Raw genomic sequence first — 14,615 nt, 5'->3', positions numbered from 1 at the left:
TGAAATCCCGAAGGCCGGCCCTGCGGTCCGGTCAGCGATTGAAATCGCCCCCACAAACAAGCAGCAGCCCGCAGCCTCCAGTGAGACTCGAACCCTGTGGGGGCGAATTCATTCGCGAAGGGATGCGCAGCATCTCCTTGCTAAGTTCGAAGGATGGACTGATCCCCCCTCACCCCAGCCCTCTCCCGAAGGGAGAGGGGGTTGTCCGTGCCACGCCCGCCCCTGGCGCTCCCACATCATTACCCCCGCGTAGCGATGGCGTGCTTGCGCAGCTTCCGGTACAGGGTATTGCGGCTGATGCCGAGCTGCTCGGCGGTGCGGGTCATGTGCCAGCGTTGGCTGTCCAGCGCATTGAGCAAGGCGGTGCGCTCGGCATCGCCCAAGGGGCTCGCCACCGGCTCCGGTACGACGACCGAGGGCGCCGCTCGTACCACCTCGCGAGGCAGGTCCGTCATACGAATGATGCCGTCCTCGCACAGCGCCGCCAGGGTCCGCAGCACGTTACGCATCTGCCGCACGTTGCCCGGCCAGTGATAGTCGAGCAGGGCCTGGCGAGCCTCTTCGGTGAGGACGACACGCATCCCGCGTGCCTCTTCCGCCAGCAGGTAGTGCAGCAGTTCCGGCTTGTCGCTGCGATCGCGCAGGGGCGGCAGATCGAGGACCAGGCCGTTCAGGCGATAGAAGAGGTCCTCACGGAAGCCACCGCTGCGCACACGCTCCTCCAGCTCGCGGTGGGTGGCGCTGATGATGCGCACATCGACCGACAGCGGCTCGCCGCCGATGGGGACTACCTGGCGCTCCTCCAGCACGCGCAGAAGGCGGGTCTGCAGCGCCAGCGGCATATCGCCGATCTCGTCGAGGAACAGGGTGCCGCCGTCGGCCTGCTGCAGCTTGCCGCGCATGCCTTCCTTGCGGGCGCCGGTGAAGCTGCCGCCTCGATAGCCGAACAGCTCGCTCTCGATCAGGGTTTCCGGAATCGCCGCACAGTTCAGCGCCACGAAGGGCTGCTCGGCACGGGAGCTGGCCTGGTGCAGCGCACGGGCGAAGGCTTCCTTGCCGGAGCCGGTTTCGCCGTTGATCAGCAGCGGCACATCGCGTTCGTACACGCGCAACGCCCGGCGGAAGTCGTTCTGCAGCGCCGCATCGCCGAGGCAGATACCCGGCCGCGTGGGCTTCGGCGGCTCCAGCGGTACGGGCTGCGCAACGCTGCGTGATTCGCCGCGCAGAGCAGCGAACAGGGACCGGCCATTGTGCGTGCGCAGCGGCCAGCTCGTCACGGGCTGCGGAGTAGCGCGGCCGAGCAGATCGTCGAGGCGGCAATCGAAGAAGGCTTCCACGGACTGGCCGATCAGGCGCTCACGAGGCACGCCCAGCAGGTTGATCGCGCTCTGGTTCACCGCACTGACGCGCCCTTCGCCATCGAACGCCAGCAGCCCTTCGCTGAACAGGCCGATGTACTCGGCCTGAAGGTGGAAACGCAGCAGCCAGTTGCCTTCGAAACGACGCAGGAAATAGCAGCTCTCGATCATCTTCGCCGAGAGGTTGACCAGCGCCATGGTGTGGAACTGGCTCTGGCGCGAAACATCGTGCCGTGCGGAGGACACATCCAGCACCGCCATCAGCTCGCCCTGCGGGTCGAACACCGGGCTGGCGGAGCAGGTGAGGCCGGTATGACGACTGCGGAAATGTTCGTCCTGGTGGATGGTCAGCGCCTGGCGCTCCACCACGCAGGTGCCAATGCCGTTGGTGCCCTCGCTGGACTCGCTCCAGTCGGCGCCCAGCCAGAGCCCGGCGCGTTCGAAGGCGGGTCTTTCGGCATGGGCGGTGACACAGTTGAGGATCACCCCGCGGGCGTCAGTCAGCAGCACCGCGTGGCCGGCCCCGGAAAGTTGCCGGTAGAGGTTGTTCATCTCGCCGTTGGCCACTTCCAGCACCTGCTGCATGCGCTCGCGGCATTCGAGCATGCGGCCGTGCTCCAGCACCGTGGGCGCCACTGGCTGGGCGGGATCGAGGTGATAGTCCTCCAGGCAACGCAGCCAGGAGCGAGCAATCGAAGGGTCGGCTGCCGGCCCGCTGGCCTGCGCCTTCCCCTGTGCCAGGGTCATCACCTGTTGGGCGTGACGACTGAGAGGATTCTGCATTGTTGTTCTTCTCCTGCGCGCTTCCGGGAGGCAGCCCGGGCCGTGGAACGGCATTCGCGTCGACGCAGCATCCTCCAGCAAAGGGGCCTTTGCAATGGCCCCCTGACCCGCTGGTCACCTGCTGTGCCAGATACGTGACAAAGTGTCACCCTCAACTGTGGCAGGCATGCCACATGCGCCCGCCAGCACCTCAAGTGCGTGGCGCAAGAACCGCTCTGGAACGGTGCTTTCCACGCCATGGCCCAACCCTTGCTCTGTGGAAGACATACGCCACCCTGCGTTATCTCCAACAAAACAAGAGACAGGAGAAACACCATGCGTTACGCCCAACCCGGTACCCCCGGCGCTGTCGTTTCCTTCAAGTCCCGCTACGGCAACTACATCGGTGGCGAGTTCGTCGCCCCGGTCAAGGGTCAGTACTTCACCAATACCTCTCCGGTGAATGGCCAGCCGATCGCCGAATTCCCCCGCTCCACTGCCGAAGACGTCGAGAAAGCCCTGGACGCCGCCCATGCTGCGGCCGATGCCTGGGGCCGCACCTCGGTGCAGGATCGCTCGAACATCCTGCTGAAGATCGCCGACCGCATCGAACAGAATCTGGAAGTCCTGGCCGTCACCGAAACCTGGGACAACGGCAAGGCCGTACGCGAAACCCTGAACGCCGACATCCCGCTCGCAGCCGACCACTTCCGCTACTTCGCCGGTTGCATCCGCGCCCAGGAAGGCGGCGCTGCCGAAATCAACGAGAACACCGTCGCCTACCACATCCACGAACCGCTGGGCGTGGTCGGCCAGATCATCCCGTGGAACTTCCCGCTGCTGATGGCCGCGTGGAAGCTGGCCCCGGCCCTGGCCGCCGGCAACTGTGTGGTGCTCAAGCCTGCCGAGCAGACTCCGCTGGGTATCGCCGTGCTGATGGAACTCATCGGCGACCTGCTGCCGGCCGGCGTGCTCAACGTGGTGCAAGGCTTCGGCAAGGAAGCGGGCGAAGCCCTGGCCACCAGCAAGCGCATCGCCAAGATCGCCTTCACCGGCTCCACCCCAGTGGGTTCGCACATCCTCAAGTGCGCCGCCGAGAACATCATCCCCTCCACCGTGGAGCTGGGTGGCAAGAGCCCGAACATCTACTTCGAAGACATCATGCAGGCCGAGCCGGCCTTCATCGAAAAGGCTGCCGAAGGCCTGGTGCTGGCCTTCTTCAACCAAGGTGAAGTCTGCACCTGCCCGTCCCGTGCCCTGGTGCAGGAATCCATCTACCCGGCGTTCATGGCCGAGGTGATGAAGAAGGTCAAAGCGATCAAGCGTGGCGACCCGCTGGACACCGAGACCATGGTCGGGGCCCAGGCGTCGCAGCAGCAGTTCGAGAAGATCCTCTCCTACCTCGACATCGCCCAGCAGGAAGGCGCGGAAGTGCTCACCGGCGGATCGGTGGAAAAACTGGAAGGCAACCTGTCCACCGGTTACTACATCCAGCCGACCCTGCTGAAGGGCCACAACAAGATGCGCGTGTTCCAGGAAGAAATCTTCGGCCCGGTGGTGGGTGTTACCACCTTCAAGGACGAAGCCGAAGCCCTGGCGATCGCCAACGACACCGAGTTCGGCCTGGGTGCCGGTTTGTGGACCCGCGATATCAACCGCGCCTACCGCATGGGCCGTGGCATCAAGGCGGGCCGCGTGTGGACCAACTGCTACCACCTGTACCCGGCGCACGCCGCCTTCGGTGGCTACAAGAAGTCCGGCGTCGGCCGTGAAACCCACAAGATGATGCTCGACCACTACCAGCAGACCAAGAACCTGCTGGTGAGCTACGACATCAACCCGCTGGGCTTCTTCTGATCCCCGGCACCTGAATAAAAAACGCGGCCTCGGCCGCGTTTTTTTATTTCATGGAGCACGAACCTCTTCCCGTAGGTTGTGGCAGAGCGCAGCGAAGCCCAACGTGCCAGGGTTCAAACCCCAATTGTTGGGCTTCGCTGCGCTCTGCCCAACCTACCTTCCTCCCCAATCCCACGGGAGATTTCAGGCCTCAGCGCTCATCCCCGCGCCACTGCCGCGGGCTCACGCCGAACCAGCGGCGGAATGCGCGGGAGAAGGCGCTGGTTTCGGAGTAGCCGAGCAATGGAGCCAGCTCGGAGATTGGCCGCTGGCGTTGACGCAGGTAATGCAGCGCCAGGTCGCGGCGGGTCTGTTCCACCAGTTGGCTGAAGCTCAAGCCCTCTTCGCGCAAGCGGCGCTGCAGGGCCGCCGGGGTCAGTTCCAGGCGCTCGGCGATCTGCTCCAGGCAGGGCTCGCCCAACGCCAGGGCCAGGCGAATCTGCGTGCTGGCTTCCTCCAGCAGGTTCGGCCCCGCGCCCTGCTCGCCCAGCCGGCGAATCACGTCCTGGAACAGGAACAGCAGATTGGGATCACGCTCGGGCATCAGCCTGCCCTGCACATCACCCTTGGGCACCAGCAGGAAATTGCAGGGCCGGCCGAACTGCACCGGCGCACCGAATGCCTGGCTATGTTCCTGCCAGCCCTCGGGCCGTTCGTGTTCGAAGGCCACCGCACGCGGGGCCCAGTCACGGCCCAACGCATGGCGGACCAGGTTGAGCGCCATGCCCATGGTCAGCTCGGCATCCTGGCGGCGATCGAGGATCGCGCCGTGACGGACCTGGTAATCGAAGCGATAGCACTCGCCGCAATCCACCAGGCGGATCAGGGTGCTGTGCTGGTGATAGGGGAAGGCCGCGGCAAAGTTCTTCAGTGCCTCTTCCAGGGTGTTCGAGAACAGCCCGACATAGCCCAGCAAGCCGAGGTCGCGGGGTTGGAATTGCTGGCCATAGCGCAGGCCGAAATTGTCGCAGCCGGATTGTCGCGCAGCCTCTTCCAGCACCTGGCAGTAGTTGGTCAGGGCCAGGCTCAGGGTCGGGTGCCGCAGTTGTTCCGGATTGATCCCGGAGCGGCCGAAGATGCGGTCCAGGTCACCGCCGTGTCCGGTGATGAAACGATCGAGACCACTGGCGGCAGCCGAAAGCACACCGACGTTGCTCGCGGCGGATGCCTGCAGACTGGCGCTGGAAAACAGGGACGGATTCATCACGGTCCACCGATTCTTTTTTGAACGGACAAACAAGCAAAACCCATGCCCTCGCCCCGCTCTTCAGCCAGGGCCTCCACAGGCCTTTCAGGACGGCATCTGCGGGCCTTTTCGGGGCATTTTCCAAAGGCTCGCCCCACGCCGGAGCAGGGCTGGTGGGGCGATGGGTAACAAAGGGACACAACTTGACCGCACAGGCCGCACATGGCGTTCCACGGTCAAGTCCTGCGGAGAGTCGCTGGATAAGATCGAGACTGGTCATCCACCAACGACGCCCCCAAGGGCGAGGAGTCCTGATGAGCACAACACAACTAAAACCAACGCTCGGCACCTTGCACCTCTGGGGCATCGCCGTCGGCCTGGTGATCTCCGGTGAGTACTTCGGCTGGAGCTACGGCTGGGGCACCGCCGGCACCCTCGGTTTCCTGGTTACCGCACTGCTGGTAGCCACCATGTACACCTGTTTCATCTTCAGCTTCACCGAACTGACCACCGCCATTCCCCACGCGGGCGGGCCCTTCGCCTACAGCCGCCGCGCCTTTGGCGAGAAGGGCGGGCTGATCGCCGGGATCGCCACGCTGATCGAGTTCGTTTTCGCCCCGCCGGCCATCGCCATGGCCATCGGTGCCTACCTCAACGTGCAGTACCCGGAGCTGGACCCGAAGCACGCAGCGGTGGGCGCCTACATCGTGTTCATGACCCTGAACATCCTCGGCGTCAGCATCGCCGCCACCTTCGAGCTGGTTGTGACCGTGCTGGCCGTGGCCGAGCTGCTGGTGTTCATGGGCGTGGTGGCGCCGGGCTTCAGCTTCTCCAACTTCGTCCTCAACGGCTGGGCTGGCTCCAATGAGTTCAGCGGCGAGGCTCTCTCCGGCATCTTCGCCGCCATTCCCTTTGCCATCTGGTTCTTCCTCGCCATCGAGGGCGCGGCCATGGCGGCCGAGGAAGCCAAGGACCCGAAACGCACCATCCCGCGTGCCTACATCGCCGGCATCCTCACCCTGGTATTCCTGGCCATCGGCGTGATGATCATGGCCGGTGGCGTGGGCGACTGGCGCCAACTGTCGAACATCAACGACCCGCTGCCCCAGGCCATGAAAGCCGTGGTCGGCAATGACTCCACCTGGATGCACATGCTGGTGTGGATCGGCCTGTTCGGCCTGGTCGCCAGCTTCCACGGCATCATCCTCGGCTACTCGCGTCAGTTCTTCGCCCTGGCCCGCGCTGGCTACCTGCCTCGTGGCCTGGCCAAGCTGTCGCGCTTCCAGACCCCGCACCGCGCCATCATCGCCGGCGGCGTGGTGGGCATCGCCGCCATCTACAGCGACGGCCTGGTTAACCTGCAGGGCATGACCCTGACCGCCGCGATGATCACCATGAGTGTGTTCGGCGCCATCGTGATGTACATCATCAGCATGCTCAGCCTGTTCAAGCTGCGCGCCAGCGAACCGAACCTGGAGCGCACCTTCCGCGCGCCGGGCTATCCGGTGGTTCCCGCCATCGCCCTGGTTCTGGCCGTGGTCTGCCTGCTGGCGATGGCCTGGTTCAACACCTTGATCGGATTCATCTTCCTTGGCTTCATGGCGGCGGGGTATATCTACTTCCAGTTCACCGCCCACCATCGCGCCGATGCCCCGGCCGATGCGCTGCTGAACCGCGCCTGACCCTCTCGCGCCCCAGCGCAAGAAGGCTGGGGCGCCTCACCAAGGAGAGCTTCGAGTGAGCAGTTTTTCCCACAGCGTCGGCGGTGAAACCTGGCGTTTCGACAGCCTCAAGGAAGTCATGGCCAAGGCCAGCCCGGCGCGCTCCGGCGACTACCTTGCCGGTGTAGCCGCCACCAGCGACGGCGAGCGGGTCGCCGCGCAGATGGCCCTGGCCGACATTCCCCTGAAGCACTTCCTCGACGAGGCGCTGATTCCCTACGAGGAAGACGAAGTCACGCGGCTGATCATCGACAGCCACGACCGCGCCGCCTTCGACCCGGTCAGCCACTTAACCGTCGGCGGTTTCCGCGACTGGCTGCTCAGCGAGCACGCAGACGAAGCCAGCCTACGCGCCCTGGCCAAGGGCCTGACGCCCGAAATGGCCGCCGCCGTGTCGAAGATCATGCGCGTGCAGGACCTGGTGCTGGTGGCGCAGAAAATCCGCGTGATCACCCGCTTCCGCAACACCATGGGCCTGCGCGGCCGGCTCTCCACCCGCCTGCAGCCCAACCACCCCACGGACGAACCTGCCGGCATCGCTGCAAGCATTCTCGACGGCCTGCTCTACGGCAACGGCGACGCCATGCTCGGCATCAACCCGGCCACCGACAGCATTTCCTCCATCTGCGCGATGCTGGAAATGCTCGATGCGATCATCCAGCGCTACGAGATTCCCACCCAGGCCTGCGTGCTGACCCACGTCACCACCTCCATCGCCGCCATCGAGCGCGGGGTGCCGCTGGACCTGGTGTTCCAGTCCATCGCCGGCACCGAGGCAGCCAACGCCAGCTTCGGCATCAGCCTGAAGATTCTCCAGGAAGGCTACGAAGCCGGCCTGTCGCAGAAGCGCGGCACCCTCGGCAACAACCTGATGTACTTCGAAACCGGCCAGGGCAGCGCGCTGTCGGCCAACGCCCACCACGGCGTCGACCAGCAGACCTGCGAAACGCGCGCCTATGCGGTTGCCCGACACTTCAACCCGTTCCTGGTGAACACCGTGGTCGGCTTCATCGGCCCGGAGTACCTCTACAACGGCAAGCAGATCATCCGCGCCGGCCTGGAAGACCACTTCTGCGCCAAGCTGCTCGGCGTGCCCATGGGCTGCGATATCTGCTACACCAACCACGCCGAAGCCGATCAGGACGACATGGATACCTTGCTTACCCTGCTCGGTGTGGCCGGTATCAACTTCATCATGGGCATCCCCGGTTCCGACGACGTGATGCTCAACTACCAGACCACCTCCTTCCATGACGCCCTCTACGCCCGCCAGAGCCTGGGCCTGAAGCCGGCTCCGGAGTTCGAGGCCTGGCTGGAACGCATGGGAATCCTGGTGCAGAGCGATGGCCGGGTCATGCTCGGCGACCAGTTGCCGCCCGCCTTCCGTCAGGCCATTGCACGACTGGCCTGACCCCGAGGAGAGATGTATGAAAACTCCACGCCCCACCTCCGGCCACACCGCCAACCCCTGGGAAGAGCTGCGCCGCCTCACCCCGGCGCGCATCGCCCTGGGTCGCGCCGGCATCAGCCTTCCCACCCACGCGCAGCTGAATTTCCAGTACGCCCACGCCCAGGCACGGGACGCGGTCCACCTGCCGTTCGACCATGCGGGCCTCAGTGCCTCATTGGCCGAACGCGGCCGTGACACCCTGCTGCTGCACAGCGCCGCAGCGGACCGCGACACCTACCTGCAACGCCCGGACCTCGGCCGGCGCCTCGATGCAGCCTCACGGGAAAAACTGCAGGAACATGCCCGAGCCAACCCCAACGGTTACGACCTCGCGGTGGTGGTGGCTGACGGTCTCTCCGCCCTCGCCGTACAACGCCACAGCCTGCCCTTCCTGGAACGCATGGAAGAACAGGCGACGGCCGAAGGCTGGTCGCTCTCGCCCGTGGTGCTGGTGCAACAAGGACGCGTGGCGGTGGCCGATGAAATCGGCGAACTGCTTGGCGCGAAGATGGTGGTGATCCTGATCGGCGAACGTCCCGGCCTCAGCTCACCCGACAGCCTCGGCCTGTACTTCACCTGGGCGCCGAAAGTGGGGCTCACCGATGCCTATCGCAACTGCATTTCCAACGTGCGCCTGGAAGGTCTCAGCTACGGCATGGCCGCCCACCGCCTGCTCTACCTGATGCGCGAAGCCTGCCGTCGTCAGCTGTCCGGGGTGAACCTGAAGGACGAGGCCGAAGTACCGAGCCTGTCCGGGGAGCCGGATCGCGCCCTGGCCGGCAATTTCCTGCTGGCCAGCGACCACCACTGAACCTGCGGCGCAGACACGCCGCCGTGGCACTGCCGCGCCCGTTCAATCGCCCTTGGCTGTCGCCTTGAGACCGGTCAGCACCAGCTTCTGATACAGCTGCTCGCGCAGGCCTGTCGGCGTGAGCAGCCCCATTCGCTCAAGATGTCCGGCAAAGCTGTTCGGATCGGGCAGGTCGAACAGTGCCGCCCGGCCAAGGTCGATGATCTCCCCGAGATTCAGCTTGCGCTTGAGCCAGCGCAGGGCGCGCAGCAGGTCCTGCTCCACCGGGGTGAAATCGCAGCCGAGGGGGTACTCGGGAAACAGCTGGGGGAATTCCGCGCGCAACGCCTCCAGCCGCTCGGGCGTGTTCTGCCGCCAGACCGGCTCCAGGACAAAATCCTCGGGCAGCTTGCCGGCCAGTTGCGCGTCGGCGATCAGCCCGCCCTGGAATCGCGAGTCGGCGATGCGCAGCAGGGCTGCAATCACCTCGGCGTCGTTCTTGCCGCGCAGGTCGGCGATGCCGTACTCGGTAACCACCAGGTCCCGCAGGTGCCGGGGAATCGTAGCGTGACCGTATTCCCAGACGATGTTGGAACTGACCACGCCGCCCGACTCACGCCAGCTGCGCAGCATCAGGATGGAGCGGGCGCCTTCGAGTTCATGGGCCTGGGCGACGAAATCGTACTGGCCGCCGACGCCGCTGATCACCCGGCCATCCGCCAACTGATCGGAAGCGCTGGCACCGAGCAGGGTGACGATGAAACAGCTGTTGATGAAGCGCGCATCGCGTCGTTGCAGGCGTTTGAGCGGCTCATCGCCGTAAAGTCGGTTGATCTGGCTGATGGGCCCCATGGAAATGCGCGCACGCCGAGCTTCGCCCATTTCGCGAAGGCGCTGGTAAAAGACCTGGGGCCCCAGGAAGAAACCGCCGTGCACAAGAATCCCCCCGCTGGCCTTGCCCCAATAGGGCATCAAGTCGGGGTTGTGGATATCGCAGGCACTGCTGCGGCAATCCGGCAGGCGCAGCCGGCCTTCCTCGAAGCGGATGCCTTCGTCGAGCAGCCCATGTTGCTGCAACCAGGCCAGTCCTTCGGCATCCAGCCCGCGGGGCAATCGCTCGGCCAGGGCATCGAAATCGACTATCACACCGTTAGCGTCCAGCACCCCGGCGTCGGCCAGGCGCTGCAGCTCGATATCCGCGTACACGGGGCGGCGCAGGATGCCTGCCTCCATCAGCACCAGCAGGCCGAACAGGAACATTTCGCTGTTGGCGTAAAGGCCCCGGGTGAGGGGCGCAAGCCCGCCTTCACGTTTGATCAGCTCACCCCATCGACCCGGCACATCCATGGCCCCCAGCAGCGCCTGGTAGCCGGCATTGTCGGTATGGCGCGCGAGCAACGCGGCGGTCAGCGCGTCGGCCATCGCGCCGATTCCCGTCTGCAGGGTGCCGCCGTCGCGCACCAGGGTGCTGGCGTGCAGGCCAATGGCGTGGTCCTGAGTGCTGACCGGCATGTTCGGCGTGGAGAACAGTCGGCTGCGCTCCACCCGTTCCAGCACCAGGTCGAAGCAGTCCGCGTCCACTTCCGCCGGCCCCGTCATGTAGGGCAGCTCGGCATGTTCCTGGGCGACCATGACGATGGCCTCGCCCCTTGCCCGGCGCTCGCGGAGGCCGGGAAGCAGGTCGAGCGTGACATCGGGATTGCAGCTTAGGCTGAAGCGGCCGGGGCTTTGCGTCCTGGAGGCCACCATCTGGGCGATCAGGTTGATGCCCTTGCGCTGCAGGTCGGCAACCACCTGGCTGTAATTGAGGCTGATGTAATTCTGCTGGGCCTGCGGATTGTCCAGCTGGCTGCCGGGCTGCAGGTAGAACTCCTCGATCTGCACATTGGGCGGCAACTCGCCGCAACGCAGGTCGCTGAGGTAGTCGAGTTCGACGTAATCGGCGAAGACCCGGCGCAGGAAGGGGCCGCTGAAGCGCTGCTCCAGTTCGCTGGCGGGCTGCGGTTTGGCCAGGGACAAGGCGGTGTAGATGATCAGCTGCCGCTCCGGCAGGGCCTTGATCCGCTGGTAAAGCGCATTGACGAACCGGTTGGGCTTGCCGAGCCCGAGCGGCAGTCCCAACCGAATGGGGCCGTCGATGCGTTCAAGTACCTGCTCGACGGCCTGATCCAGCGCGCAACGGAGCATGGCGTCCTCCTTGGCATACAGCGATGAACGTTGGACCCTGCCAGCGCCGGTATTGCTCACGCCAACCAACCATTCAAACGCTTGCTTGGATTGCGTTTTCCACAATTTCTGGTGCAGCATCAGCGACGTTGGCTGGCACAGCATCTGCATCGCCAAAAATGCCCATTCACAGATACCGAGGCCCATCATGCGCATCGTCCAAGCCACCCTGGAGCACCTGGACCTGCTTACGCCGCTGTTCGTGAAGTACCGTGAGTTCTACGGTGAACTGCCATTCCCGGAGTCCTCGAAGAAGTTTCTGGAGAAACGCCTGAGTCGCAAGGAATCGGTGATCTACCTGGCCTTTCCGGATGACGATGACACACGCCTGATGGGCTTCTGTCAGCTCTATCCGAGCTTCTCCTCGCTGTCCCTGAAGCGCGTCTGGATTCTCAACGACATCTACGTCGCCGAGGACGCCCGCCGCCAACTGGTCGCCGACCGCCTGTTGCAGACCGCGAAGAAGATGGCGCGGGAAACCAACGCCGTGCGCATGCGCGTTTCCAGCAGCGTCGACAACGAAGTGGCGCACAAGGTGTACGAGTCCATCGGTTTCCGTGAGGACACCGAGTTCAAGAACTACATCCTGCCAATCAACAGCGACTGAACCCGCTGCCTGGGCCCGGCCAGTGCGCCGGGCCCTTCTGCGTCCCCCAGCCCGAACTCCCGGCACTCCAGCCTTGCACCGGTTTGGTGCGCAGGCGCTATCCGCATTCCTGCGCCGGGAAAACAATGGAAACAGTTGCAGCGTGCATGCTGCTCACCATTCGGCAACGGACTCGCCGCTGTCATGGCTCTTGTCCCTATAATGCGCCCAATACCCCGCTCGCCGGCCTCGGTTATCCACAAGGCGCCTCATGGATTTCAACCCGATCGACCTCATCCTCCACCTGGACCAATACCTCAATCTGCTGGTCAGCAACTACGGCACCTGGATCTACGCCATTCTGTTCCTGGTCATCTTCTGCGAGACGGGCCTGGTGGTAACGCCCTTCCTGCCAGGCGATTCCCTGCTGTTCATCGCTGGCGCGGTCAGTGCCGGTGGCGCAATGGACCCATGGCTGCTAGGTGGCCTGTTGATGGTCGCAGCCATCAGTGGCGACAGCCTCAATTACCTGGTCGGACGCACGGCGGGCGAACGCCTTTTCAGTAATCCGAATTCGAAGATCTTCCGCCGCGACTACCTGCAGCGCACCCATGACTTCTACGACCGCCATGGCGGCAAGACCGTGACCCTGGCGCGTTTCCTGCCCATCGTACGGACCTTCGCCCCCTTCGTTGCCGGCGTAGGCCGCATGCCCTACCCGCGCTTCCTCGGCTTCAGCGTGCTGGGCACCATCCTCTGGGTCGGCGGCCTGGTGACCCTCGGCTACTTCTTCGGCAACGTGCCCTTCATCAAGCAGAACCTCTCGCTGATGATCGTCGTCATCATCGGCATCTCGCTGCTGCCGATGATGATCGGCTTCGCCCGCAGCCACTTTCGCCCCGCCAACAAAGGCGCCGAGCACTCGAGCTGACCGACGCGCCATGTGGTCCTATCGCCGCTGGCGCCGCCAGCGCATCCTCGCCCGCAACCCGGTATCCCCGCAGCAGTGGGAGGGGGTGCGCCAGCGCCTGCCGATACTCGACGGCCTGGACGAAACGGAAGACCGGCGCCTGCGTGAGCGCAGCGTGCTCTTTCTGCATGACAAGCGCATCACCGCCCTGCCCGGCGTCGAGCTCACCCCCGATGACCGCCTGACCCTGGCCACCCTGGCGCAACTCCCCCTGCTGCACCTGCCGGACCTCGACTGGTATCGGGGCTTCCATGAGCTGGTGCTCTATCCCGACGACTTCGTCAGCCCCCAACGCCATCGCGATGCAGCGGGCGTGGAGCACGAATACGATGACGAGCGCAGCGGCGAGGCCTGGCAATACGGGCCTGTCATCCTCGCCTGGCCGGGCGTGAAATCGAGCGGTGGCTGGGACGGCTATAACCTGGTGATCCACGAACTGGCCCACAAGCTCGACATGCTCAACGGCTCACCGAACGGCCTGCCCCCGCTGCACCGCGACATGCGCCAATCCGACTGGGCCCTGGCCATGCAGACCGCCTATGACGCGCTGAATGCCCAGCTCGACCGCGACCCCGACGCGGAAACGCCCATCGACCCGTACGCCGCCGAAGACCCGGCAGAATTCTTCGCGGTCGCCAGCGAGTACTTCTTCACCGCACCGGACCTGCTGGACCAGGCCTTCCCCGCCGTCTACCGCCAGCTCCAGGCCTTCTACCGCCAGGACCCGCTGGGGCGCCTCAAACGCCTCCAGGACATCCACCCGGACTATCGCCACGCGACCAATGGATGAGCACAACGGCGTGGCATCGCCCCTGGAATATGCCTATAATCGCGCCCACTTTTTTGGCCCCCCTGGGAGTTGACCATGAGCTACAGCAAGATCCCGGCTGGCAAAGACCTGCCGAACGACATCTACGTCGCCATCGAAATCCCGGCCAACCACGCGCCGATCAAATACGAAATCGACAAGGACAGCGACTGCCTGTTCGTCGACCGTTTCATGGCCACCCCGATGTTCTACCCGGCCAACTACGGCTACATCCCCAACACCCTGGCTGACGACGGCGATCCCCTGGACGTACTGGTCGTCACCCCCTACCCGGTTGCTCCGGGTTCCGTCATCCGCGCCCGTCCGGTCGGCGTTCTGCACATGACCGACGAAGCCGGTGGCGACGCCAAACTGCTGGCCGTTCCCCACGACAAACTGAGCGTTCTCTACAAGGACGTGAAGGAATACACCGACCTGCCGGCCCTGCTGCTGGAGCAGATCAAGCACTTCTTCGAGAACTACAAGGACCTCGAAAAAGGCAAGTGGGTGAAAGTAGAAGGCTGGGGCAACGCTGACGCTGCCCGTGCTGAAATCACTAAAGCGGTTGCGGCTTACCAAAAGTAAGCCCCGACCTCTCATGAAAAGCCGGCCACAAGCCGGCTTTTTTATTGCCTTTGGAAAAGCGCTGCTGGCATCCGTGCGCAGAGGGGCTGGCCCAGTTTGGGCTTGTTGGGCTTCGCTTCGCTCTGCACCAACCTACGGATCCATAGCCCTACTTCGCGCCGCGCGAGGGTTGAGGCGGGTTTGCAATCCGCTCGCGCCGATTTTGTTACCACTGGCGCCCCCAGGCCGCGAGCGCCGCTCCCGAAGTTCGCCCACCCACTACCCTTTTCAATAACGC

The 14,615-nt window shown here is 64.5% G+C and carries 11 protein-coding genes; 8 read left to right on the top strand and 3 right to left on the bottom strand.

The genetic code is table 11. The features are described 5' to 3' along the window. Positions 1-239: 239 nt before the first annotated feature. Positions 240-2,141: a sigma-54-dependent Fis family transcriptional regulator gene (locus DM872_RS19605; protein ID WP_179061036.1), complete on the bottom strand. Its 1,902-nt coding sequence runs from the start codon at positions 2,139-2,141 to the stop codon at positions 240-242. Positions 2,142-2,456: 315 nt separating this feature from the next. Here DM872_RS19605 and exaC point away from each other — a divergent pair, with 315 nt between their 5' ends. Further along, complete coding sequence (gene exaC / locus DM872_RS19600; RefSeq protein ID WP_179061035.1) at positions 2,457-3,977, top strand: acetaldehyde dehydrogenase ExaC; 1,521 nt, start codon at positions 2,457-2,459, stop codon at positions 3,975-3,977. A 190-nt stretch (positions 3,978-4,167) separates the two neighbouring features. Here the strand turns inward: exaC and qhpR are convergent, their stop codons facing one another. Continuing rightward, positions 4,168-5,220 (bottom strand): AraC-like transcriptional regulator QhpR, encoded by a 1,053-nt coding sequence (qhpR, locus tag DM872_RS19595; protein ID WP_179061034.1) that lies wholly within the window; start codon positions 5,218-5,220, stop codon positions 4,168-4,170. A gap of 293 nt (positions 5,221-5,513) precedes the next feature. Between qhpR and eat the strand changes: the two genes are divergently transcribed. From eat to eutC, 3 genes are read left to right on the top strand one after another with little or no spacing between them, the layout of a single operon-like run. Then, entirely contained in the window at positions 5,514-6,884 is a 1,371-nt protein-coding gene (eat, locus tag DM872_RS19590; RefSeq protein ID WP_179061211.1) for an ethanolamine permease, read from the top strand. A gap of 55 nt (positions 6,885-6,939) precedes the next feature. Continuing rightward, on the top strand, positions 6,940-8,334 hold the full coding sequence (locus DM872_RS19585; RefSeq protein WP_179061033.1) for an ethanolamine ammonia-lyase subunit EutB: 1,395 nt from the start codon (positions 6,940-6,942) through the stop codon (positions 8,332-8,334). A gap of 16 nt (positions 8,335-8,350) precedes the next feature. Continuing rightward, complete coding sequence (gene eutC / locus DM872_RS19580) at positions 8,351-9,184, top strand: ethanolamine ammonia-lyase subunit EutC (RefSeq protein WP_179061032.1); 834 nt, start codon at positions 8,351-8,353, stop codon at positions 9,182-9,184. A gap of 42 nt (positions 9,185-9,226) precedes the next feature. On the opposite strand, the gene DM872_RS19575 is transcribed toward eutC, so the two are convergent. After that, positions 9,227-11,350 carry an acetyl-CoA hydrolase/transferase family protein gene (locus tag DM872_RS19575; RefSeq protein WP_179061031.1) on the bottom strand — a complete coding sequence of 708 codons (2,124 nt, stop codon included), beginning with the start codon at positions 11,348-11,350 and terminating at the stop codon, positions 9,227-9,229. Between the two features lie 187 nt (positions 11,351-11,537). Between DM872_RS19575 and DM872_RS19570 the strand changes: the two genes are divergently transcribed. From DM872_RS19570 to ppa, 4 genes are all read left to right on the top strand, one after another. Beyond that, a complete protein-coding gene (locus DM872_RS19570) occupies positions 11,538-11,996 on the top strand; it encodes a GNAT family N-acetyltransferase (protein ID WP_077522183.1) in 459 nt (152 codons plus the stop codon). 250 nt (positions 11,997-12,246) lie between these two features. Further along, positions 12,247-12,906: a DedA family protein gene (locus DM872_RS19565; protein ID WP_179061030.1), complete on the top strand. Its 660-nt coding sequence runs from the start codon at positions 12,247-12,249 to the stop codon at positions 12,904-12,906. Positions 12,907-12,916: 10 nt separating this feature from the next. Continuing rightward, complete coding sequence (locus tag DM872_RS19560; protein ID WP_179061029.1) at positions 12,917-13,735, top strand: M90 family metallopeptidase; 819 nt, start codon at positions 12,917-12,919, stop codon at positions 13,733-13,735. A 75-nt stretch (positions 13,736-13,810) separates the two neighbouring features. After that, positions 13,811-14,338: an inorganic diphosphatase gene (gene ppa, locus DM872_RS19555; protein ID WP_016490694.1), complete on the top strand. Its 528-nt coding sequence runs from the start codon at positions 13,811-13,813 to the stop codon at positions 14,336-14,338. The last annotated feature ends 277 nt before the right edge of the window (positions 14,339-14,615 follow it).

The sequence above is a fragment of the Pseudomonas taiwanensis genome, assembly GCF_013393345.1.
GTDB lineage: Bacteria > Pseudomonadota > Gammaproteobacteria > Pseudomonadales > Pseudomonadaceae > Metapseudomonas > Metapseudomonas resinovorans_C.
Note: the sequence above shows the minus strand (reverse complement) of the source record. Positions and strands in the feature narration are given on the sequence as shown.

Coding starts and splice junctions, on each gene's coding strand:
- DM872_RS19605 (WP_179061036.1), bottom strand. CDS start 2,141: ATGCAGAATCCTCTCAGTCGTCACGCCCAACAGGTGATGACCCTGGCA.
- DM872_RS19560 (WP_179061029.1), top strand. CDS start 12,917: ATGTGGTCCTATCGCCGCTGGCGCCGCCAGCGCATCCTCGCCCGCAAC.
- eutC (WP_179061032.1), top strand. CDS start 8,351: ATGAAAACTCCACGCCCCACCTCCGGCCACACCGCCAACCCCTGGGAA.
- qhpR (WP_179061034.1), bottom strand. CDS start 5,220: ATGAATCCGTCCCTGTTTTCCAGCGCCAGTCTGCAGGCATCCGCCGCG.
- DM872_RS19565 (WP_179061030.1), top strand. CDS start 12,247: ATGGATTTCAACCCGATCGACCTCATCCTCCACCTGGACCAATACCTC.
- DM872_RS19570 (WP_077522183.1), top strand. CDS start 11,538: ATGCGCATCGTCCAAGCCACCCTGGAGCACCTGGACCTGCTTACGCCG.
- DM872_RS19575 (WP_179061031.1), bottom strand. CDS start 11,350: ATGCTCCGTTGCGCGCTGGATCAGGCCGTCGAGCAGGTACTTGAACGC.
- exaC (WP_179061035.1), top strand. CDS start 2,457: ATGCGTTACGCCCAACCCGGTACCCCCGGCGCTGTCGTTTCCTTCAAG.
- ppa (WP_016490694.1), top strand. CDS start 13,811: ATGAGCTACAGCAAGATCCCGGCTGGCAAAGACCTGCCGAACGACATC.